The sequence below is a fragment of the Albimonas sp. genome, assembly GCF_055129145.1.
On the sequence record NZ_JBSRTQ010000008.1, the window covers coordinates 1 to 21,171 of the forward strand.

General features: G+C 70.0%; 17 protein-coding genes. 8 read left to right on the top strand and 9 right to left on the bottom strand.

The genetic code is table 11. From position 1 onward, the window contains the following. The 5 genes from ACTB72_RS02480 to ACTB72_RS02500 form a co-directional block, all read right to left on the bottom strand. Window positions 1-1,294 (bottom strand): c-type cytochrome (locus ACTB72_RS02480; RefSeq protein WP_463035400.1); only part of this gene is annotated, 1,294 nt, incomplete at its 3' end. Window positions 1,295-1,304: 10 nt separating this feature from the next. After that, window positions 1,305-3,074 (bottom strand): GMC family oxidoreductase, encoded by a 1,770-nt coding sequence (locus ACTB72_RS02485; protein WP_463035401.1) that lies wholly within the window; start codon window positions 3,072-3,074, stop codon window positions 1,305-1,307. 3 nt (window positions 3,075-3,077) lie between these two features. After that, on the bottom strand, window positions 3,078-3,773 hold the full coding sequence (locus ACTB72_RS02490; RefSeq protein ID WP_463035402.1) for a gluconate 2-dehydrogenase subunit 3 family protein: 696 nt from the start codon (window positions 3,771-3,773) through the stop codon (window positions 3,078-3,080). 444 nt (window positions 3,774-4,217) lie between these two features. After that, the gene (locus tag ACTB72_RS02495) at window positions 4,218-4,928 is read right to left on the bottom strand and encodes a DUF5765 domain-containing protein (protein ID WP_463035403.1); all 711 of its coding nucleotides are present in this window, start codon (window positions 4,926-4,928) and stop codon (window positions 4,218-4,220) included. A 270-nt stretch (window positions 4,929-5,198) separates the two neighbouring features. After that, window positions 5,199-5,927 (bottom strand): hypothetical protein, encoded by a 729-nt coding sequence (locus tag ACTB72_RS02500; RefSeq protein WP_463035404.1) that lies wholly within the window; start codon window positions 5,925-5,927, stop codon window positions 5,199-5,201. Window positions 5,928-6,339: 412 nt separating this feature from the next. Here ACTB72_RS02500 and ACTB72_RS02505 point away from each other — a divergent pair, with 412 nt between their 5' ends. Together ACTB72_RS02505 and ACTB72_RS02510 are read left to right on the top strand one after the other, a co-directional pair. Then, window positions 6,340-7,320 (top strand): DnaJ C-terminal domain-containing protein, encoded by a 981-nt coding sequence (locus ACTB72_RS02505; RefSeq protein ID WP_463035405.1) that lies wholly within the window; start codon window positions 6,340-6,342, stop codon window positions 7,318-7,320. Further along, window positions 7,317-7,664 (top strand): hypothetical protein, encoded by a 348-nt coding sequence (locus tag ACTB72_RS02510; RefSeq protein WP_463035406.1) that lies wholly within the window; start codon window positions 7,317-7,319, stop codon window positions 7,662-7,664. The genes ACTB72_RS02505 and ACTB72_RS02510 overlap by 4 nt, the downstream gene beginning before the upstream one ends. Window positions 7,665-7,757: 93 nt before the next feature. Here the strand turns inward: ACTB72_RS02510 and ACTB72_RS02515 are convergent, their stop codons facing one another. The 3 genes from ACTB72_RS02515 to ACTB72_RS02525 all read right to left on the bottom strand — a co-directional run bounded on the left by ACTB72_RS02515 (window position 7,758) and on the right by ACTB72_RS02525 (window position 12,390). Then, window positions 7,758-10,049 carry an Orn/Lys/Arg family decarboxylase gene (locus ACTB72_RS02515; protein ID WP_463035407.1) on the bottom strand — a complete coding sequence of 764 codons (2,292 nt, stop codon included), beginning with the start codon at window positions 10,047-10,049 and terminating at the stop codon, window positions 7,758-7,760. Between the two features lie 453 nt (window positions 10,050-10,502). Further along, window positions 10,503-11,504, bottom strand: coding sequence for a 3-hydroxyacyl-CoA dehydrogenase NAD-binding domain-containing protein (locus ACTB72_RS02520; RefSeq protein WP_463035408.1), 1,002 nt, complete (start codon window positions 11,502-11,504; stop codon window positions 10,503-10,505). Next, window positions 11,497-12,390 carry a beta-keto acid cleavage family enzyme gene (locus ACTB72_RS02525; RefSeq protein WP_463035409.1) on the bottom strand — a complete coding sequence of 298 codons (894 nt, stop codon included), beginning with the start codon at window positions 12,388-12,390 and terminating at the stop codon, window positions 11,497-11,499. Before ACTB72_RS02525 ends, ACTB72_RS02520 begins: the two co-directional genes overlap by 8 nt. A gap of 374 nt (window positions 12,391-12,764) precedes the next feature. Between ACTB72_RS02525 and ACTB72_RS02530 the strand changes: the two genes are divergently transcribed. From ACTB72_RS02530 to ACTB72_RS02555, 6 genes are read left to right on the top strand one after another with little or no spacing between them, the layout of a single operon-like run. Continuing rightward, on the top strand, window positions 12,765-13,724 hold the full coding sequence (locus ACTB72_RS02530) for an ABC transporter permease (protein WP_463035410.1): 960 nt from the start codon (window positions 12,765-12,767) through the stop codon (window positions 13,722-13,724). Further along, on the top strand, window positions 13,721-14,545 hold the full coding sequence (locus tag ACTB72_RS02535; RefSeq protein ID WP_463035411.1) for an ABC transporter permease: 825 nt from the start codon (window positions 13,721-13,723) through the stop codon (window positions 14,543-14,545). The genes ACTB72_RS02530 and ACTB72_RS02535 overlap by 4 nt, the downstream gene beginning before the upstream one ends. A 5-nt stretch (window positions 14,546-14,550) precedes the next feature. After that, on the top strand, window positions 14,551-16,194 hold the full coding sequence (locus ACTB72_RS02540; RefSeq protein ID WP_463035412.1) for an ABC transporter ATP-binding protein: 1,644 nt from the start codon (window positions 14,551-14,553) through the stop codon (window positions 16,192-16,194). A 1-nt stretch (window position 16,195) separates the two neighbouring features. After that, window positions 16,196-17,158 (top strand): alpha/beta hydrolase, encoded by a 963-nt coding sequence (locus tag ACTB72_RS02545; RefSeq protein ID WP_463035413.1) that lies wholly within the window; start codon window positions 16,196-16,198, stop codon window positions 17,156-17,158. Between the two features lie 46 nt (window positions 17,159-17,204). After that, window positions 17,205-18,767 (top strand): ABC transporter substrate-binding protein, encoded by a 1,563-nt coding sequence (locus tag ACTB72_RS02550; protein ID WP_463035414.1) that lies wholly within the window; start codon window positions 17,205-17,207, stop codon window positions 18,765-18,767. Then, window positions 18,740-19,759, top strand: coding sequence for a GlxA family transcriptional regulator (locus ACTB72_RS02555; RefSeq protein ID WP_463035415.1), 1,020 nt, complete (start codon window positions 18,740-18,742; stop codon window positions 19,757-19,759). Before ACTB72_RS02550 ends, ACTB72_RS02555 begins: the two co-directional genes overlap by 28 nt. 666 nt (window positions 19,760-20,425) lie before the next feature. On the opposite strand, the gene ACTB72_RS02560 is transcribed toward ACTB72_RS02555, so the two are convergent. Then, window positions 20,426-21,139: a ribonuclease activity regulator RraA gene (locus ACTB72_RS02560; RefSeq protein ID WP_463035416.1), complete on the bottom strand. Its 714-nt coding sequence runs from the start codon at window positions 21,137-21,139 to the stop codon at window positions 20,426-20,428. Between the last annotated feature and the right edge of the window lie 32 nt (window positions 21,140-21,171).

A 21,171-nucleotide genomic window follows, 5' to 3' on the forward strand; every position in this document is an offset into this window, starting at 1 on the left:
CGGGGGCCTCGCGCAGCGCCGCCACCTCGGCCGCCGAGACCGGGCCCGCGTCGTTGCCCCAGGCCTGGCGCAGGAAGGTGGCCAGGGCGGCGGCCTCGTCGTCGCTCAGCCGGTGGCCGAAGCCCGGCATCGCCAGCCGCATCGGACGCTCGGCGGTGGAGGGCAGCTCGCCGCCGTTCAGGATCATCGAGATCAGGCCGGTCGGGCGCTTCGCCGTGACCAGCGAGGAGCCGGCGAGCTCCGGGAACACCTCGTCCGCGCCGCGCCCGGTGGCGAAGTGACAGGCGTTGCAGTTGTCGAGATAGAGCCTGGGGCCGAGCGGCATCGAGGCCGCGGCCGCGACCAGCAGCCGCTCGGTGTCGGTCGGCCCGCTCGCCGCCTGCGCCGCCCCGCCCTGGTTCATCGTGGCCAGATAGGCGGCGATGGCGGTCAGGTCCTCATCGGTCATGAACTGGCTGGAATCCTGCACGACCAGCTGCATCTCGCCGTTGATCGCCGCGTGGGCGTTGCGGCCCGAGGCGAGGATCAGCTTGAGGTCGTCCTGGGTCCAGCCCTTCATCGCGCTGCCTTCGCCGCGCAGGGCCGGCGCGGTCCAGCCGGCGATCTCGCCGCCCGAAAGGAAGGCCGCGTCGTCGCCGGTCAGCGCCGCCTGCGCCATCACGAGGTTGCGCGGGCTGTGGCAGGCGCCGCAATGGCCCGGGCCCTCGACGAGGTATTCGCCCCGCGCCAGCACCGGGTCGGACGACGCGGGCGCGAAACCCGGATCGCCCAGCGCCACCCATTTCCACGCCCGCAGCCCCCAGCTCTGGTCGAAGGGGAAGGCGAGATCGTTCGCCGGCTTCTCCGCCTTCACCGGCTCGAGCGTGTCGTGGAAATACTGATAGAGCGCGCGGATGTCGGTCTCGGTCAGCTTGCGATAGTTCTCATAGGGCATCGCCGGATAAAGATGCGAGCCGTCGGGCGCCACCCCGTCATAGAGCGCGGCGCGGAAGTCATCGAGCGTGTAGTCGCCGATCCCGGTCTCGGGGTCGGGGGTGATGTTGGACGAATAGATCGTGCCCACCGGGCTGACGATGGGCCGCCCGCCGGCGAAGGGTTTTCCGTCTTCGGCGGTGTGGCAGGCGGCGCAATCGGCAAGACGCATGGCGTATTCGCCGGCGCCCTCGGGGACCGCGTAGTCGGCGGGCAGCGCCGCCTGCGCGGGCGTGCGCTGCACCGGCACGAAGAGAAAGGCGAGCAGGGCCAGCGCGCCGACCACCACGAGGCCGAGGATGATGTTGAGGAACGTTTTCATGATGCGGTCCTCAAACCAGCGGCCGCGGATCGGGAAGGTAATCCTTCCGGATCGCTTCGGCCGCCCAGTAGGCCAGCGCCCCGACCGCGCCGGTGGGGTTGTACTGGATGTTCTGCGGGAAGGCGGACGCCCCCATCACGAACAGGTTGTGCTGGCCCCAGGCCTGCAGATAGCGGTTGAGCGACGAGGTCCTGGGATCCTCGCCCATGATCGCGCCGCCGACGTTGTGCGTGGTCTGGTAGGGGCGCACGTCGTATTGCGCGTTCTCGCCCTTGTAGGAGGATCGCCAGCTGTCGGGCCGCATCGCCTCGGCGATCGGCTCGATCTTGCCGCGCATGAACTGGGTCATGCGGATGTCGTTGGGCTTCCAGTTGAAGGTCATCCGCATCAGCGGGCGGCCGTGGCGGTCCTTCCAGGTCGGGTCGAGGTCGAGGCAGCAGTCGCGGAACGCCATGTTCGAGCCGTGCGAGCCGATGGTCATCGCGTGGCCGTACCACTCCCCGATGCCCTGCTTCCATTCCGCGCCCCATTGCGGCGTGCCCGCGGGCAGGGCGATGCCGCGGATCGGCTGGCCGTTGGAGAGGCCGGCGGTGATGTAGCTGCCGCCGATGAACCCCTCCTTGGCGAAGTCGATCCGGTTGATCGCATAGTCGTCGATGGAGATGCCGTTCGATCCCGCCGCGGCGAACGGGTTGAACTCGACGTCCTTGAAGAACATCGTGGTGCCGCCGGTCATCTGGTAGCTGTAGTTCTTGCCGGTGGTCCCGGTCTGCGCCACCGGGTCCCAAGGCTCGCCGATGCCCGACAGCAGCATCAGGTGGACGTTGTGCAGCGAATAGGCGGCGAGGATCACCAGGTCGGCGGGCTGGAACACCTCCTCCTGCGCGGCCTCGTCGTAATAGGTCACGCCGGTCGCGGTCTTGCCGTCGGGGGCGAGCTCGATCTTGAGCACCTCGGCGTTGACCTTGTAGCTGAAATTCGGCTTGCGCTTCAGCGCGTCGAGCACGCAGGTCTGCGGGCTGGACTTCGAGTAGTTGAGGCAGCCGTAGCGCTCGCAGAACCCGCAGTAATTGCAGGGGCCGAGCTGCATGCCGTATTCGTTGCGATAGGCTTGGGTCGCATTGGCGGCGGGGCGCGGGAACGGGTGCAGGCCCATCGCCTCGGCGGCCGCCTTGAACATCTGCGCGTCGACGCCCTGCTTCATCGGCGGCATCGGGTAGTCGCGGCTGCGCGGCGCTTCGAACGGGTTGCCGCCGGGCTGGATCTCGCCGTTCAGGTTGCCGGCCTGGCCGGCGATGCCCGCCATGTATTCGAAGCGGTCGAAATGCGGCTCCAGCTCCTCATAGGTCACGCCCCAGTCCTGAATGGTCATGCCGTCGGGGATGGTCTCGGCCCCGAAGGTCTCCTCGACATAGGATTTCAGACGGAATTCGATCTCCATCGGGCGCCAGGTCTGGCCGTTCCAGTGGATGCCGGCGCCCCCGACGCCGTCGCCGGGCAGGAACGAGCCGAGCCGGCGATAGGGCTGCGCCTCCTCCTCCAGCGACCGGCGGATGGTCAGGGTCGATTTCCGCGGCTTCTGCATGAAGCCGTAGCGGGCGCCGTATTTCAGCTCGTCGATCACCTTGGGATAGGCGAAGTCGGGCACCGTCGCCCGGTCGTCGCCGCGTTCGAGCGCGAGGATCTCCAGCCCTTCCTTCGCCAGCTCCATGGCGAGGATCGAGCCGGTCCAGCCGAGGCCGACGATGACGACGTCTTTCCTGGGGTCTGTGCGCGCCATGGTTCAGGCCCTCTCGCCGGCGATGTCGACGGGGCCGAGCGGGTAGACCTCGTTCCGGCCGACCCATTCGTAGAAACTGGCGCGGGCGCCGGGGAAGCCGATGTAGACCCAGGCCTCCATGCCGGCGTTGCCGCCGTATTGGGGGTCGGAGAAATAGCCCTCGCGGGTGTTCTGCAAGAGCAGGGGGAAGAACTCGCGCAGTTCGGGGTCGAGCGGGACGTCGCCCTTGGACAGCGAGGTCAGGGCGGCGTCCTGCGCGTCCGCGTCGAGATCGGCGAAGTCCCCGCCATGGGTGTCCGCGCACCAGGCGTCGAAGGCCGCGATGCCGTCGCGATAGATCTCCGCCGGGGTCAGCGGCGACTGGGGGCCGAGGCGCGCGTCCGCCTGCGGGTGGAAGGGGCCTTCCATGTAGAGATCGGCGGCGGTGCCGAAATCGCCGGCGAGCTCGCGGTCGATGAACACCGGCACCCGCGCCTCCAGCGCGCCGGGTCCGTCGCCGTCCGAGGGGATCAGCCGGGCGGTGGCGGCCATGACGAAGGCGAATTCGGGGCCGGTCAGGTATTCGGGCTGGTAGCGGTTGAGCGGCGGTTCGTTCGCGGCCTGGGCGCGGGCCTGCAGCGCCAGCGCGCTCAGCGCCGCGCCGGCGGCGGTGCCGGCGAGGAAGTTGCGACGGGAGGTGCGGGTGAAGTCCGGGATCATGAGGTTTCTGCCTCTTTCATCGGCCCGAAGCGGACCTTGGCTGGCGGCATGGACCGCTTGCTGTCGGGGGCGGCCCTGGTCAGGCGGCGCGGACGCGCAAAACAGTAACTAGGACTGATGAAAGCTTCGTCCCGTCATTCCCCGTAAATTTGTTCAGCGATGCGCCTTTTCATGGACGGCCCCCGGGCCGGGGGAGGGCCGCGCCACGGCCGCTCAGGCTCGGCGCAGGTCGAAATAGCCCAGGATGAAAGGGATGATGACCACGACGCCGACGATGCAAATGATCCGGTTCATTGCCGTCGTGCCTGTTGAGAAGCGGGCCAGGACGGCCCGGCTCCACACATTGACCCGTTGCGATCCGGGGCGAACCAACCTGGATCAGCGAGCGGCTCAGGGTCGGCTCGAGGGCGGGGCAGGGCCGGGACGGTCGCCCCGGCCCCCGGCTCAGGCGGTCGCCGCCGCCTTCCGCTCCAGCTTGCCCCAAAGCCACGGGCTGAGGCTGACCAGCAGGATGGCGATCGAGAACAGGCACCAGATCGCCGGCATCTCGTTGGGGTCGTCGGTGAGCAGGCTGGCGAGCAGCGGGCCGACCACCGCGTGGAACAGCACGAACCGCCAGGCCCCGTAGAACAGCGGCACGACGAAGGCCGCGAGCGCGTAGGTCGGGAAGGTCGCCTGGAAGCCCAGCAGCTTGTCGAGCGACGCGGTGATCCCGTTGAACGGAATGTCCCAGCCGATATGCCACTCGCCCGACACCGTGCAGAGCGCCGGCCCGCACAGCGTGCTGCCCGGCCGGCACAGGCCCGCCCAGTCGAACGGGTAGAGCTGCACCAGCATCACCGCCGAGGACAGGGCGCAGGCGGCGTAGACCGCGACGCGGGCGCGGTCGCGCACCCGGGCGGGGACCAGCTGCATCGCGAAGGCGTTGATGAAGAACGGCTGGAACACGATGTGGAGGTAGGAGAGCAGGGCCACCATCTGGTTGAGCGGGGCGCCGCACTGATCCACCACCAGATAGCCGACGGCCTGCAGCGCCTCCATCAAGGTGAAATACCCGATGGTCACTGGAATCGCGAGCGGACGTCGCGCGGTCAGCCCCGTGGCGGCGGCGCCGCCGCAGGTCATCGCGATGGATACGGGCAATCCCCAGCACATGGATGGTCAACCTTTTGTCGTCGTTGAAAGCGCAGCCGTCATGGGGGGGACGAGCCGGCGGAGGGGGGGCGGCCGGTCGGCGCGCCCTGCGCCGGTCCGCCCTCGCCGGAGGCGCCTTCGCGTCTCGCCGCAGCCTCGCGCTCGAACCGCGTGGGCGCGGCGGCCATGGGCCTGGCGTCGCGAGGCCGGCCTGAACTCTGCGCGTCGGGCGCGTCTCGCGCTGCGGGGCAGGGGAGGCGTCCGCCTGGACGGCGTCCCCCGCCTGAAACATCAGGCTGCGGCGGAGCCTGCGTCCTCGAGCGCGTCGCGCGCCAGCTGCACGATCTGCGTCGCCGAGAGATGCGGCAGGTCGGCCGTGAGGCTGCGCGCGATGCGGGCGCGAACCGGGGCGTGATCGGCGTCGAGACGGGCGATCAGGTGATCCGCCTCGCGGCTCTGGCCGGCGCCATGACCGACGACCACGATCCGCCCCTCGCCGGCCATGGCCGCGGCCACGTCGTCGAAGAACTGCCGATCGGCCGGAAAAGTCTCGTCGCGGTTCGCATCGCCCTGCTTGCGCTCGACCCGGTGGCTGAGGTGGCGCAGCGGCTCGGGCGCGATCCCGTCCTGGGGCGCCATCGCGTAGATCCGGGCGCCGGCCTGGTCGATGACGATGACCCGATCGAGGGCGGGGTCGGAGGCGGTCTCGGCCGCCGGGGCCTCGCCCGGGGTCCAGCCCGCCTTGGTCAGGAAATGGCGCAGCGCCATGACGTCGTCGGCCGCCAGATCCTTCTTGCGGGCGGGGGCGAAGGTCAGGTGATCGTCGCCCAGATGCAGCTCCACGTTGCCGTTGTGCACATGGTCGACCGTGCCCACGGCGCGGAACAGCTCGAAGACCTCGCGCCAGGGCAGGTTATGCGACAGGGGATGCTGGAAGATGCGCGCCAGCACCCGCTTCTCGAAGACCGTGAGGCCCGGGGTCGGGGCGGCGGCGGGCCGGGCGTCGTCGGGATGGGACATGAGGCGGCCTTTCGGGCGAGGTGCGGAAACCTGGCTTCCGGCAGGCTTGGTTCAGTTCGATCATGGACGGCGCTGCGCCACGGCGCAGTGATCTGGATCAGCCCGGCTTCCGCGGGCGGGCGCTAATCTGCGGCCGGCGTCCGCGTCGGGACCGTTGCTCGGGGATGATTTTCTCCGACGCCCGTCTGCCTGCGACGACGACGGGGGCCTTGGCGGGCCGGCTTCGCTCCGTCGCCTCGGGCGCCGGGGCCGCGGCGCTGATCGGCCCCTCCGACGCCCCGCTTGCGCCCGCCGCGGGTGACGCCGCATGATCCGCGCGGCGCCGGGCGAGTCCCCTTGCGCCCCGCCCTTCGGGGGCCCTTGCGATGATCGCCGCCGCGGTCGTCGAGACGATATTCGGAGCGAACACCTGATGGCGCAGCGCGCATCGCACCCCTCCGCCCCCGCGGGCGACGATCCCTACGCGGCGCTGGGCGTGGCCAGAACCGCCACCGACGCCGAGATCAAGGCCGCCTATCGCAAGCTGGTGCGAAGCTCGCATCCCGACATCAACCCCGACGACCCCGAGGCCGAGGCCCGCTTCGTGCGGATCACCGCCGCCAACGACCTGCTCAAGGATCCCGAAACCCGGGCGCGGTTCGACGCCGGCGAGATCGACGCCGCCGGTCACGAGACGCCGCAGCGGCGCTATTACCGCGACTACGCCAGGACCGAAGCGCCCCGCCAGGGCGCCGGCGGGGCCGGGGGCGGCTTCGGCGGCGGGTTCGGGGGGGCCGACCCCGACGACATCTTCGCGGAGATCTTTCGGCAGCGCAGCGGCGGCGGTCCCGGCGGGCAGGGCTTCCAGGCCGCCGGCCGGGACCATGGCTACAGGCTCGAGGTCGCGTTCCTCGACGCCGCGCGGGGCGCCAAGACCCGGATCAATCTCCCCGGCGACGGCACGCTGGAGGTGACCATCCCCGCCGGCCTGCGCGACGGCCAGACCCTGCGCCTGCGCGGCAAGGGCGGCGAGGGCTTCGGCGGCGGCCCGCGCGGCGACGCGCAGGTGACGGTCACGGTGCGCGCCCATCCGGTGTTCCGGCGCGAGGGCGACGACATCGCGCTGACCCTGCCGATCACGCTCGACGAGGCGGTGCTGGGCGCGCGCGTCCCGGTCCCCACCATCGACGGCGAGGTGTCGCTGACCATCCCCAAGGGCTCGAGCGGCGGCCGGATTCTTCGCCTGCGCGGGCGGGGCGTGCAGGGGCGCGACAAGCGCGGCGATCAGCTGGTCGAACTGCGCATCGTCGTGCCGAAAGCCGATGACCCGGAGCTGACCGCCTTCATGGAGACCTGGCGCAGGACCGGGCGCGAGGATCCGCGCAAGGCGATGTTCGAAGGGATGCCGAAGTGACCCAGCTTTACACCGAAGCCCAGACGCTGGTCCGCGTCGCCCGCCTGACCCGCACCCGCCTGACCGCCTATGTCGAGGTCGAAGCGGTGGTTCCCGTCCTCAGCGAGACCGGCCCCCTCTACGCCCCCGCCGACCTCGCCCGGCTGGAGCTGCTCTGCGAATTCGCCGAGCTCTACGACATGGAGCCGGAGGCGCTGGCGGTGTTGGTCGCGGTGATCGACCGGATGCACGAGGCCCGGCGCGACCGGCGCGCGTTGCTCGACGCGATCCGGGCGGAGGCGCCGGAGGTCCAGGCGCGTGTCGTGGCTGCGCTGGCCGGCTCGCCTTCGGTCGCCGACGATTGAGCGCCGCCCCATCGCCTTTGCATGCGGATCCAGGCGCTGGGCCGCCTTTCCGGCGGCTTCCCCGGGCGCGAATCCGGTCGGCCCGAGGTCCGCTCAGGCGGCGATGCAGTCGGCGTAGTAGCGCACCACGCCGTCCTCGCCGACCTCGCGCACCAGGCCATGGATGTCGGTTTCGAACCCGGGGCACTCGCGCTCGAACGCACGGTTGAACTTGAGGTATTCCACGATCTTCTTGTTGAACACCTCGCCCGGGATCAGCAGCGGGATTCCCGGCGGATAGGGCGTGACGAGGCCGGTGGTGATCCGGCCCTCGAGATCGTCGATCAGCACCCGCTGCGTGGTCCGGCGCGCGATATGGGCGAAGGCGTCGCTGGGCGTCATCGCCGGCATCAGGTCGCTGAGATACATCTCGGTCGACAGGATCGCCACGTCGTATTTGGCATACATCTCGTGCACATGCTGGCAGAGATCGCGCAGCCCCATATGCTCGTAGCGCGGCTGCTTGGCGCAGAACTCGGGCATCGAGCGCCACATCGGCTGGTTCTTGGCGTAGTCGTCCTTGAACTGCTGCAGATCGGCCAGCAGCGTGTTCCAGCGGCCCTTGGTGATGCCGATGGTGAACAGGATGAAGAAGCTGTAGAGGCCGGTCTTCTCGACCACCACGCCGTGTTCGGCCAGATACTTGGTGACGATCGAGGCGGGGATGCCCGTCGCCTCGAACCGCCCGTCGAGGTTCAGGCCCGGCGTGACCAGCGTGGCCTTGATCGGGTCGAGCATGTTGAAGCCGCGGGTCATGTCGCCGAAGCCGTGCCAGGAATCCTCGCCGTCCGAGGCCTGCACGCCGTCCTCGTCGGTCCGCTTGAGCACCCAGTCCTCGGACCGGCCGATGCCTTCCTCGCCGATCTCCTCGGGTCCCCAGACCTGGAACCACCAGTCGTCGTCGCCGAATTCAGCGTCGACCTTGCGCATGGCGCGGCGGAAATCCATCGCCTCGGCGATGCTCTCCTCCACGAGCGCGGTGCCGCCCGGCGGCTCCATCATCGCGGCCGCCACGTCGCAGCTGGCGATGATGCTGTATTGCGGGCTGGTGGAGGTGTGCATCAGGTAGGCTTCGTTGAACAGATGCCGGTCAAGCTTGGTATCCTGGCTGTCCTGCACCAGAATATGGCTGGCTTGGCTGATGCCGGCCAGCAGCTTGTGGATCGACTGGGTGGCGTAGGTCACCGAATGCTTGGGTCGGTCGCGATTACGGCCCATCGAATGATAGGTGCCGTAGAATTCGTGGAAGCTGGCATGGGGCAGCCAAGCCTCGTCGAAATGCAGGTTGTCGACATAGCCGTCGAGCATGCTCTTGATGGTCTCGGTGTTGTAGAGCACGCCGTCATAGGTGGACTGGGTCAGGGTCATCACCCGCGGCTTGACTGTCTCCGGGTCGATATGGGCGAGCAGCGGATTGGCCCGCATCTTGTCCTTGATCGCCTCGATCTCGAATTCCGACTGCGGGATCGGGCCGATGATGCCGTAATGATTGCGCGTCGGCTTCAGGAACACCGGGATCGCGCCGGTCATGATGATCGCGTGCAGGATCGACTTGTGGCAGTTGCGGTCCACCACCACCACGTCGCCGGGGGCGACCGTGTGGTGCCAGACCATCTTGTTCGACGTCGAGGTGCCGTTGGTCACGAAGAAGCAATGGTCGGCGTTGAAGATCCGCGCCGCGTTGCGCTCCGACGCGCCGATGGCGCCGTTATGGTCCAGGAGCTGCCCCAGCTCCTCCACCGAATTGCACACGTCGGCGCGCAGCATGTTCTCGCCGTAGAACTGGTGATACATCTGGCCGATGGGGCTTTTCAGGAAGGCGACGCCGCCGGAATGCCCGGGACAGTGCCAGGAATAGGATCCGTCCTCGGCGTAATCGAGCAGCGCCTTGAAGAACGGCGGCTGGATGCCTTCCAGGTAGCTTTTCGCCTCGCGCAGGATGTGACGCGCCACGAATTCGGGCGTGTCCTCGAACATGTGGATGAAGCCGTGCAGCTCGCGCAGGATGTCGTTGGGCAGGTGGCGGGAAGTCTTGGTCTCCCCATAGACGTAGATCGGCACGTCGGCGTTCTTCCAGCGCACTTCCTCGATGAAGTTGCGAAGGTTCACCACGGCGGGGTCGAGATCCGGGCCGGGGGAGAACTCCTCATCGTCGATCGACAGCACGAAGGCGCTGGCGCGCGACTGCTGCTGCGCGAATTTCGACAAGTCCCCGTAGCTGGTCACGCCCACCACTTCGAACCCTTCGTCCTCGATGGCCTTGGCCATGGCGCGGATGCCCAGGCCCGAGGAGTTTTCGGAGCGGAAATCTTCGTCGATGATGATGATGGGGAACCGGAACTTCATGCGACTTTCCTTGCGGAAGGGGGGAAGGTGCGACGCGCCGTGAGGCCCTTTGCGCGCGAATCCCGAGCCTGTGGATTTGAGCGCTTATTTCGCCATTTTCAGGGCTGTGTCCATCCTCGTCCGCGCTGCGTTTCGCCCGTAGATCTTTCAAAACAGCCGAGAAGCGACGCGGGATCACAGTCGCGGAACCGTCATCCACGAGGCGGGTTTCGGGATTGTCTGCGCGGATCGCCGAAAATCGCCGGTTCATTCAGAATGATTACTATCCGCACTGCGTGACGGTTCGGAGCGTGCGGCGGCCTGCGGCGGGGGCGGCCCGGCGGTCCTGTCGAGGCGCGCGCGCCTGCCGTGCCCAGCGGGGGGAGCCCGCATGACCCTGGAAACAGATGGAAAGTCAGAGCTTCGCCTGGGGCGGGCGCAGCGGATCAAGCCGCGCCCGCCGGCGCCGGGCGCTCAGCCCCCGGTCTTGCCGCGCCGCGCCAGATCTTCGCGCCGCGCTTCGACCACCTCCCCCGCCCCGTAGCGCTGATCGGCGAGGCCGCTCATCACCGACACCAGGCAGGCGTCGCGCAGCGCCTCGAAGTCGCGCAGCGAGGTTCCCCCCGCCTGGGCGTCGGACTGCTCGGAGACCTGGTCGATGAGGTCATCGGTCAGCTCGGGCGCTTCCAGTTTCGTCCAGGGCAGCTTCAGCGCCGGGCCGAACTGGGCGAGGAAATGGCGCATGCCGTCCTCCCCCCCCGCCAGGCGGTAGGTCAGGAAAGTGCCCATGAACGACCAGCGCAGACCCGCGCCGTAGCGCACCGCGTCGTCGATCTCCTCGACCGTCGCCACGCCGTCGTTGACCAGCCACAGCGCCTCGCGCCACAGCGCCTCGAGCAGACGGTCGGCGATGAAGCCGTCGATCTCCTTGCGCACAAGCAGGGGCTTCATGCCGAGGCCGCGATAGATCTCGGCGGCCCGTTCGCAGGCGGTTTGGGAGGTCTTTTCGCCCCCGCAGATCTCGACCAATGGCAGCAGGTAGACCGGGTTGAACGGGTGGCCGACCACCAGCCGCTCGGGCCGCGCCATGCCGAGCTGAAGGCGGGAGGGGAGGAGCCCGGAGGTGGAGGAGGCGACCACCGTCTCGGGCGGGGCGGCCGCGTCGATCTCCGCAAGCACCCGGATCTTGAGGTCCTCGCGCTCCGGCAGGCTCTCCTGGATGAAATCGGCGCCGGAGACCGCCTCGGCCAGCGAGGCCGCGTAGCTGATCTCGCCTTCCGCGGGCAGGGGGACGTCCTTCATCAGGCCGGCCTGGGCGGCGCGGGCGTTCTTGAGCACCGCGTCGGTCTTGCGCGCCACCTCGGGATCGGGGTCGAAGAGGCGCACGTTCCAGCCGTCGAGCAGGAAGCGCGCCGCCCAGCCGGCGCCGATGACGCCGCCGCCGACCAGGCCTGCGGTCTTTTTGAGCTCAGTCATGTTTCGTCAGCCCCAGCTTTTCCCGCACCTCGGCAGCGCCCATGACCCGCGCGCCCATGCCGGTGACGATGCCGGCCGCCCGCTCCACCAGCTGCGCATTGGTGGCGAGCCGGCCCTTTCCGAGCCAGAGGTTGTCCTCCAGCCCGACGCGCACATTGCCGCCGGCCAGCGCCGCCATCGCGGCATAGGGCAGCTGATCGCGCCCGATGGAAAACGCCGAGAACACCGCGGAAGCCGGCAGCTGATGGACCAGCGCCATCAGCGTCAGCGGGTCGGCCGGCGCGCCATAGGGGATGCCCATGCAGAGTTGCACGAGGATGGGATCGTCCAGCAACCCCTCCGCCTGCAGCGCCTTCACGAAGACCAGGTGGCCCGCGTCGAAGACCTCGAGCTCCGGCCGCACGCCGAGCGCCTGCACCTGGCCCGCCATGGCGCGCAGCACCGAGGGGGTGTTGGTCATCACGTAGTCGCCCAGCGCGAAATTCATCGTGCCGCAGTCGAGCGTGCAGATCTCCGGCCGCAGCTTCGCGACATGGGCGAGGCGCTCGGTCGGGCCGACCATGTCGGTGCCCTCGGGGTTGAGGGGCAGGGGGGTTTCGCCCGCGCCGAACACCACGTCGCCGCCCATGCCGGCGGTGAGGTTGAGGATCACGTCGACGTCCGAGGCGCGGATGCGGGCGACGACCTCCTCATAGAGTTCCAGCCGGCGCGCGGCCTGGCCGGTCTCGGGATCGCGGACATGGATATGCGCCACCGCGGCGCCGGCGCGGGCGGCGGCGATGGAGGCGTCGGCGATCTGCTCGGGCGTCACCGGGACATGCGGGCTCTTGCCGGCGGTGTCGCCGCCGCCGGTGACGGCGCAGGTGATGAAGACGTCGCGGTTCATGAACTCAGCGCCTCTCGGTCTGGGGATCGGGATTCGGCGTGGGATGCGCCGTCCGCGACAGGATCGGGCCGCGGGGCGACGCATGACCCGCAACCGGCGACATCAACCATGCATTGCGCGACGAAAGCGGCGGGTGCGCCGGGATTTGGCGTAAATTGCCAAGTTGATGACGCTCTGCGTATGGGTGGTCGGTTTCCGACGCCTATGATGCGCAAAACGTCATCGCGACTCGCCGCCGCGGCGCCCGACCCGACGCGCCGCCTGGACGCCCAGCCCCGACCCCGAGAAGGAGACCCCCGCCCCATGCGCGCCCCCGCCGCCTTCCGACCTCCCCCGACCTCCGCCGGGCCGGCGCCCCTGCGCGAGGTCGGGACATGACCGGCGGGCTGGCGCGCATGATCGCCACGCGGATGGGCCTGGGCGTGCTGACGCTGCTGCTGATCTCGGTCCTGATCTTCGGGGCGATGCATTTCCTGCCGGGCGATGTGGCCGAGGCGATCCTCGGCCAGAACCGCACGCCCGAGACGGTGGCGGCGCTGCGCGCGCAGCTGGGCCTCGATCAGCCGGCCTGGGTCAGGTATCTCGACTGGATCGGGGGGATGCTGAGCGGGGATTTCGGGCGCTCGCTCGCGTCGGGCCGTCCGGTCGCGGAGCTGATCCAGGGGCGGTTGGTCAACACCCTGTCGCTGGCGGCCTATGCGGCGCTGATCTCTGCGCCGCTCTCCATCGGGCTCGGCATCCTCGCGGCGCTCTGGCGGGGGCGGGCCGCGGACCGGGCGATCTCCATCGGGGCGCTGACCGCGATCTCGATGCCCGATTTCTTCGTCGCCTATGTGATGATCTTCGTCTTCGCCGTCACCTGGCGGATCCTGCCCTCGCTCGCCATCGTCACGCCTGACGCGGGACTCGGCGAATGGCTCTACCGCGCCACGCTGCCGGCGCTGGCGCTGACGCTCGCCACCTCCGCCCACATGCTGCGCATGACGCGCGCGTCGATCGTGAACGTGCTCGCCAGCCCCTATGTCGAGATGGCGCGGCTCAAGGGTCTCACCCCGGCCCGGGTGGTGGCGCGCCATGCGCTGCCCAACGCGCTCGCGCCGATCATCAACGTGGTGGCGGTGAACCTCGCCTTCCTGATCGTCGGCGTGGTGGTGGTGGAGACGGTGTTCGTCTACCCCGGCCTCGGCCAGCTTCTGGTGGATTCCGTCGCCGCGCGCGACGTGCCGATGGTGCAGGCGGCCTGCCTGATCTTCGCCGCCGTCTACATCTCGCTCAACCTCATCGCCGACGTGCTGTCGATCCTGACCAATCCAAGGCTGAGGACCGCCCGATGACCGCGCTCGCCACCCTGCGCACTGCGCCGCCCACCGCCTGGTTCGGGATGGCGGTGCTGACCGTCGTCGCAGCGCTGGCCCTCTTCGCGCCTTTCGCCGCGCCCTACGGAGAGCGCGAGGTCGTCGCCGGCGCGTTCGAGCCGTGGTCCGACGCCTATCTGCTGGGCACCGACAATCTGGGCCGCGACATGCTGAGCCGGATGATCTGGGGCGCGCGCAACACCATCGGCATGGCGATGCTGACCACCGCCATCGCCTTCGTCGTGGGCGCCGCGACCGGGCTGCTGGCGGGGACGGTCGGGGGCTGGGCGGATCGGCTGCTGGCCTGGATCGTCGACGTGATCATGGCCATGCCCTCGCTGATCCTCGCCCTGCTGCTGCTGTCGATCTTCGGCGCCTCCACCCTGATCCTGATCGGCATCATCGCCGCCATCGAGGCGACGCGGGTGTTTCGGCTGGCCCGCGCCGTGGCGATGAACATCTCGGTGATGGAATATCTCGACGCGGCCCGCCTCAGGGGCGAATCCACCGCCTCGATCCTGTGGCGCGAGGTGCTGCCCAATGCGTCTGCGCCGCTGGTGGCGGAGTTCGGGTTGCGGTTCTGCTTCGTGTTCCTGTTCGTGTCGTCGCTGTCCTTCCTCGGGCTAGGCATCCAGCCGCCGACGGCGGACTGGGGCTCGATGGTGCGGGCCAACGCCACGCTGATCACCTATGGCGACGTCACCCCCCTGCTGCCGGCCGCGGCCATCGCGCTGGTCACCGTGTCGGTGAACCTGGTGGTGGACTGGGTGCTGCATCGCAGCTCCGGGCTGAAGGATTGATGGCGATGACCTCCCCGCTGCTCAGCATCCGCGACCTGACCATCACCGCCGGCCCCCGCCGCGCGACCACGACTTTGGTGGAGGGCGTCAGCCTCGACCTCGCCCGGGGCGAGGTGCTGGGGCTGATCGGCGAATCCGGGGCCGGCAAATCCACGCTCGGCCTCGCCGCCATGGGCTTCGCCCGCGACGGCTGCCGGATCGCCGGAGGCTCGGTGATCTTCGACGGTCAGGACCTGACCCGGCTGCCGGAGGATGCGCGGCGTCGCCTGCGCGGCGCGCGGGTCGCCTATGTGGCGCAGTCGGCGGCGGCGAGCTTCAACCCCGCCCGCTCGATCCTGGAGCAAACCATCGAGGCGCCGCTGCGCCACGGCCTGATGAAGCGCGAGGCGGCGGAGCGCGAGGCCGTCGCCCTCTACGCCCGCCTGCGCCTGCCGGACCCCGAGACCATCGGGCGCCGCTATCCCCACCAGGTGTCGGGCGGGCAGCTTCAGCGCGCGATGACCGCGATGGCGATGATCACCCGCCCCGACCTGATCGTCTTCGACGAGCCGACCACCGCGCTCGACGTCACCACCCAGGTCGAGGTGCTGGCCGCGATCCGCGACGCGGTGTCGGAACTCGACACCGCCGCGATCTACATCACCCACGACCTCGCCGTGGTGGCGCAGATGGCCGACCGCATCATGGTGATGCGGCATGGACGCGTGGTCGAGACGGGCGAGACCGCGGCCCTGATGTCGGCGCCGACCGCCGACTACACCCGCTCGCTCTGGGCGGTGCGCGCATTCCGGGCCGATCCCAAGCCCGCCCCGGCCCCGGGCGCCGAGCCGCATGTCGAGGCGCGCGGCGTGGTCGCGGCCTATGGCGAGGCCGCCCCGGTGCTGCATGGCGTCGACGTGGCGATGCAGCCCGGGCGCACGCTGGCGGTGATCGGGGAAAGCGGCAGCGGGAAATCGACGCTCGCCCGCGTGCTTTCGGGCCTGCTCCCCCAGCGGGCGGGCGAGACGTTTTTGAAAGGCGTCCCCCTCGCCCCCGCCTTCCGGGCGCGCAGCCATGAGGACCTGCGCAAGGTGCAGCTGATCTTCCAGATGGCCGACACCGCGCTCAACCCCAAGGTCCGGGTGCGCGACGCGCTGGGCCGGCCGCTGAAGCGCCATCTGGGCCTGACGGGAAAGGCGCGCGAGGCGCGGCTGCACGCGCTGATGCGCGAGATCGACATGGACCCCGCCGAATATCTGGACCGCCTGCCGGGCGAGCTTTCCGGCGGGCAGAAGCAGCGCGTCGCCATCGCCCGGGCGCTCGCCTCCGAGCCCGAATTCCTGATCTGCGACGAGGTCACCTCGGCGCTCGACCAGGTGGTGGCCGAGGAGATCCTGCGCCTGCTCGACCGCCTGCAGCGGGAACGCGGGCTGACAATGATGTTCATCACCCACGACATCGCCACGGTCCGGGCGCTTGCCGACGACGTGGTGGTGATGAAGGACGGGCGGGTGGTGGCCTCGGGTCCGAAGGACGAGGTGCTGGACCGGCCCTCCGACCCCTATGTGCGCCTGCTGATGGAATCCGCGCCGGAGATGGACCCGACCTGGCTCGACCGTCTGCTTGCCGCCCGCGCCGCCCGGGCGACCCCTCTCGCGACAGGTGCCTGACATGCCCCACTCCCATCCCATGCCCACCGATCCCGAGGTCGTGGCGTTCATCGAGCGGACGCTCGCGGCCTATCCCGCGGACGCCTACGCCATGTCGCTGGAGGACAATCGCCGCCTCTACGACCGCATGGCCGAGGATTTCCGCGAGCCGCGCCCCGAGGGCCTGATGACCGAGGATTTCGCCGTCTCCGCCGAAGCCCCCGCCCGCGAAATTTCCTGCCGGCGCTACCTGACGCCGGGCGCGGATCGAACCGGGCCGATGGTGCTTTACGCCCATGGCGGCGGCTTTGTTCTGGGCGGGTTGGAGAGCCATGACGACGCCTGCGCCGGGATCGCGGCCCTGACCGGGCTGGAGGTGGTGGCAGTCGACTATCGCCTTGCGCCCGAGCATCGGCACCCCGCGCAGGGCGACGATGTGGAGGCGGCGTTCCTTCATGTCGCCGCCGGGGGCCGCCCCGTCATCGTGGCCGGCGACAGCGCCGGCGGAAACCTGACCGGCGCGCTGGTCCTGCGCCGCAAGGCGGCCGGAGCCCCCGCGCCGATGGGCCAGGTGCTGATCTATCCCGGCCTCGGCGGCGACCGCACCCGCGGCTCCTACATCGAAAACGCCGACGCGCCCCTGCTGAAGACGAAGGAGGGCGAGACCTATGCCGGCATCCGCACCGGCGGCGTGCTGACCGAAGCCCAGCGGGCCGACCCCGACATGGGGCCGCTGCGCGCCGCGGATTTCGCCGGTCTGCCCCCCGCCTTCGTGGTCACCGCCGACATCGATCCGATCCGCGACGACGGCGCCGACTGGGTCGCGCGGCTGACCGAGGCCGGCGTCCCGGCCGAACTGCGCAACGAGCCCCAGCTCGTCCACGGCTATCTGCGGGCCCGCCACATGTCGCGCCGCGCCGCCGAAAGCTTCGCTGCAATCTGCGCGGCGCTGGTGCGCATGGCCGAAGGCCGTTTTCCGGCCTGAACCCCCCCGAAAAATCTTTGAAACGTTCGAACAGAGAGGCGATCCCATGTCCAAGCTGATCCTGCCGACCCCCGCGCCCAGCCGCCGCGCCGTGCTCGCCGGGGGCGCCGCGGTCTTCGCGCTCGCCGCCGCCCCCCGCGCCCGCGCGGCCGAGCCCAAGAAGGGCGGCACGTTCCGCCTGGTCGCGTCCGGCAACACCTCCGACAGCCACGACCCCGCCACCTGGGGCACTTCGGCGATCATCAACCTCGGCCTCTGGGGCGCGGTCTACAACAACCTGACCGAGGTCGCGCCCTCCGGCGCCGTGATCCCGGAACTGGCCGAAAGCTTCGAGGCCTCGCCCGACGCGAAGACCTGGACGTTCCGCCTGCGCGACGGCGTGACCTTCCACAGCGGCGCGACGCTGGAGGCGGAAGACGTCGCCGCCTCGATCAACCATCACCGGGGCGAGGGCTCGACCTCGTCCGCCAAGGGCATCGTCGCCCCCATCGCCGAGATCCGCACGCCGGACGCGAAAACCGTGGTGTTCGAGCTGCACCAGGGCAACGCCGACTTCCCCTTCATCCTGACCGACTATCATCTGGTGATCGGCAAGGCCTCCGAGGGGAAGATCGACTGGGACGCCTGCAATGGCACCGGCGGCTACGCGTTCGTCAGCCACGACCCGGGCGTGCGCATGGTGCTCAAGCGCAACCCGGACTACTGGAAGGACGGCCGGGCGCATTTCGACGACGTCGAGTTGATCTCGATCCGCGACCCCGCCGCCCGCATGAACGCGCTGGCGACCGGCGAGGTCGACGCGATCTCCAACGTCGACATCAAGTCGATGTCGCTGCTCAGGCGCGCCTCCGACATCGTGATCGAGGAGACGCCGGGCACCCAGCATTTCACCTTCCCGATGTGGTGCGACACCGCCCCGTTCCAGGACGTCGCCGTGCGCCAGGCGCTGAAATACGCCGTCGACCGCGAGGCGCTGCTGCAGACCATCCTGCAGGGCCATGGCTCGGTCGGGGCCGACAGCCCGATAACCCCGGCCAACCGCTATTTCGCCAAGGATCTCAAGCCGCGGGCGTATGATCCGGAGAAGGCGCGGAGCCTGCTGAAGAAGGCCGGGCATGACGGGCTGAAGATCGACCTTTCGGCCGCCAACTCCGCCTTCGCCGGCGCGGTCGACGCGGCGACGCTGTTCCAGGAGAGCGCGTCGAAGGCCGGGATCGAGATCAACGTGATCCGCGAGCCCGACGACGGCTACTGGTCCAACGTCTGGCTGAAGAAGCCGTTCTGCGCCGCCTACTGGGCCGGGCGTCCGACCGAGGACTGGATGTTCTCCCAAGTCTACGCGTCGGGGTCCAAGTGGAACGACGCGCATTGGAAGAACGCGCGCTTCGACGCGCTGCTGCTGGAGGCGCGGGCCGAGCTCGACGAGGCCAAGCGCGCCGAGATCTATGGCGAGATGCAGCATATCGTGTCGGATGACGGGGGGACCATCATCCCGCTTTACGCCAACTACATCGATGCGCGGAACGCCCGCATCGCCCATGAAGACGAGGTCTCCAGCGCCAATTCGCTGGACGGCTGGAAATGCATCGAGCGGTGGTGGGTCGCCTGATCGCGGCGCCGGGACCGGGGCCGGACGCGGGGCAGGGGGCCGAGCGCATCGGCTTCCTGCTGGCGCCGCAATTCTCGATGATGGCCTTCATGTCGGCGACCGAGCCCTTGCGCGTCGCCAACCGCCTGGCGGGCGAGCGGCTTTACGAATGGACCGTGCTGTCGGCCGACGGCGCGGCGGTGGAGGCGTCGTCGGGCCTGACGGTGATGTCGGACGGCACGCTGGAGGACGCGGGCGATCTGCCGATGCTGTTCGTCTGCGCCGGCTTCGACCCTGACGATCACGCCGCCCCCTCGCTGCTGGCGGGCCTGCGCCGGCTGGCGCGGCGCGGCGCGGTGATGGGCGCGCTCGACACCGGAGCCTGGCTGCTGGCGCGGGCAGGCCTGCTCGATGATGTGCGCGTCACCCTGCATTGGGAGGCCGCGCCGGCTTTCCGTGAGACTTTTCCGCATATCGAGGTCTCCAACGACCTTTATGAGATCGACGGCCGGCGGATCACCTGCGCCGGCGGGTCGGCGGCGATGGACATGATGCTCGACATGATCGCCTCGCGCCACGGACAGGACCTGGCGGTGGCGGTGGCGCGGCAGTTCATCCAGGACGGGATGCGCGGGCCCGGCGTGCGCCAGAAGGGCCGGTTCCCCGCGCTGCGCGGCCGCCCCGACCGGCGCCTGACCGCGGCGCTGGAGCTGATGGAGCGCAACCTTGAAGAGCCGCTGACCCCCGACCGCATCGCCGAAGCGGCCGCCCTGTCGGTGCGCCAGCTGGAGCGCCTGTTCCGCGACCGCCTGGGCGAGTCCCCCGCCGCCTGCCACCTGCGCCTGCGGCTGGAGCGGGCGCGCGAGCTGCTGCGCCAGACCGACATGCGGGTGCTGGAGGTGGCGACGGCGACCGGCTTCGGCTCCGGCGCGTCGCTGGCGCGGGCCTATCGCGCCCGCTTCGGCGTCTCGCCCAACGCGGACCGGCGGGAGCCGGAGGGGTTTTCGCGCTGACCGCCGGGCGGTTGCCGGGAGGGCGGGTTGCGGCGCAAGCCATGGTCCCTCGCGCCGCCGATTTCACCGACCGATTTCACCGACGCCGATTCATCCGCTTCGCCTTTGGCACGGACGACGAACCCAATGCGCGGCCGACGCTTCGCCGATCGCCGGCATATCTGGGTGCGCTCGACCCGGACGCGGCCGAACCGGGTCGACCCGGCGAAGCCTCTCGTCGGCTTCGCGTGCGGCAATGCCGAGCTGGTCGGCGGATGGAGCGAGGGCTCCGACGCTGCGGCGCAGTTGCGCGATGCGGGCATCATCATCGCCGACGCCGACGCCGACGCCGACGCCGATGACGTGCCGGTCGCGCCGCCCGAGCGCTGCCAGCCCCGGATCCGCGACGCGGACCGCAGCCGGCTTTGCGCCCTGAACCACCATATCGCCCCGGCGCGGGGGCGCGGCGCGCCGGACGTCTCGGTCCGCGCCGGGGCGCCGGGCGCGGAAATGGCGCTGGCCGATGCTTCGCCGCGCTGGGGCGGGCGTTGGCGGAGCGCCGGCCGGGACGCGGTTCCGGAGGCGGCGAGCCTCGATGTGGCGCAGGGGCGCGCCGTGCCGTGCCCCCGGCGCCGCCCGCTCTCGGCGGAGGCGCCCGCCCTTTCGCCCGCCCCTGCGGCGGAGGGCTCAGTCCGCGCCGCGCGCCGCCGCCCAGGCCCGGAACGCGGGCTGGACCGAGGGGTCGGTCGGCGGGTAGAGGCCGATGATGCTGCGGCCGCCATCCACCTGCTCGGCCACGAAAGTCTCGAAGAGCGTCATGTCGATCGCCTCCTGCGCCACCGCGTCGGCGATGCCGGAGGGGATCACCACCACGCCCTCGCCATCGCCCACGACGATGTCGCCCGGAAACACCGGCACGCCGCCGCAGCCGATGGGGCCGTTGATTTCGATGGCCTCGTTGTTCATCAGGTTGGTGGGGGCCGAGGGGCGGTGGTGATAGGCGGGGATGTCGAGCCGCCCGATGGCCGGGCTGTCGCGGAAGCCGCCGTCGGTCACCACGCCGGCCCCGCCGCGCACCATCAGGCGCCGGATCAGGATGTCGCCGGCCGATGCCGCGGAGGCGTCGCAGCGGCTGTCCATCACCATCACATGCCCCTCGGGGCAGGTCTCGATCGCCACCCGCTGCGGGTGTTCGGGGTTGAGGAACACGTCGAGGCCGTTGCGATCCTCCCGCGCCGGGATGTAGCGGAGCGTGAAGGCCGGGCCCACCATGTTGCGGCCCTTCCAGTCCACGGGATGCACGTCGCGCAGGAAGACGTTGCGCAGGCCGCGTTTGAAGAGGGCGGTGGTGAGCGTGGCGCAGGTGACGCCGCTCAGCTTCTCGCGGGTTTCGGGATTCATGGGGGGCTCCTGTCGGGGCGGGCGCGGGGCGC

What these genes read in the sequence shown, in the direction of transcription:
- ACTB72_RS02560 (WP_463035416.1), bottom strand. Translation starts at nt 21,139, where the DNA reads ATGAATCCCGAAACCCGCGAGAAGCTGAGCGGCGTCACCTGCGCCACG.
- ACTB72_RS02545 (WP_463035413.1), top strand. Translation starts at nt 16,196, where the DNA reads ATGCCCCACTCCCATCCCATGCCCACCGATCCCGAGGTCGTGGCGTTC.
- ACTB72_RS02555 (WP_463035415.1), top strand. Translation starts at nt 18,740, where the DNA reads ATGCATCGAGCGGTGGTGGGTCGCCTGATCGCGGCGCCGGGACCGGGG.
- ACTB72_RS02530 (WP_463035410.1), top strand. Translation starts at nt 12,765, where the DNA reads ATGACCGGCGGGCTGGCGCGCATGATCGCCACGCGGATGGGCCTGGGC.
- ACTB72_RS02515 (WP_463035407.1), bottom strand. Translation starts at nt 10,049, where the DNA reads ATGAAGTTCCGGTTCCCCATCATCATCATCGACGAAGATTTCCGCTCC.
- ACTB72_RS02535 (WP_463035411.1), top strand. Translation starts at nt 13,721, where the DNA reads ATGACCGCGCTCGCCACCCTGCGCACTGCGCCGCCCACCGCCTGGTTC.
- ACTB72_RS02550 (WP_463035414.1), top strand. Translation starts at nt 17,205, where the DNA reads ATGTCCAAGCTGATCCTGCCGACCCCCGCGCCCAGCCGCCGCGCCGTG.
- ACTB72_RS02520 (WP_463035408.1), bottom strand. Translation starts at nt 11,504, where the DNA reads ATGACTGAGCTCAAAAAGACCGCAGGCCTGGTCGGCGGCGGCGTCATC.
- ACTB72_RS02525 (WP_463035409.1), bottom strand. Translation starts at nt 12,390, where the DNA reads ATGAACCGCGACGTCTTCATCACCTGCGCCGTCACCGGCGGCGGCGAC.
- ACTB72_RS02540 (WP_463035412.1), top strand. Translation starts at nt 14,551, where the DNA reads ATGACCTCCCCGCTGCTCAGCATCCGCGACCTGACCATCACCGCCGGC.
- ACTB72_RS02490 (WP_463035402.1), bottom strand. Translation starts at nt 3,773, where the DNA reads ATGATCCCGGACTTCACCCGCACCTCCCGTCGCAACTTCCTCGCCGGC.
- ACTB72_RS02500 (WP_463035404.1), bottom strand. Translation starts at nt 5,927, where the DNA reads ATGTCCCATCCCGACGACGCCCGGCCCGCCGCCGCCCCGACCCCGGGC.
- ACTB72_RS02485 (WP_463035401.1), bottom strand. Translation starts at nt 3,074, where the DNA reads ATGGCGCGCACAGACCCCAGGAAAGACGTCGTCATCGTCGGCCTCGGC.
- ACTB72_RS02495 (WP_463035403.1), bottom strand. Translation starts at nt 4,928, where the DNA reads ATGTGCTGGGGATTGCCCGTATCCATCGCGATGACCTGCGGCGGCGCC.
- ACTB72_RS02505 (WP_463035405.1), top strand. Translation starts at nt 6,340, where the DNA reads ATGGCGCAGCGCGCATCGCACCCCTCCGCCCCCGCGGGCGACGATCCC.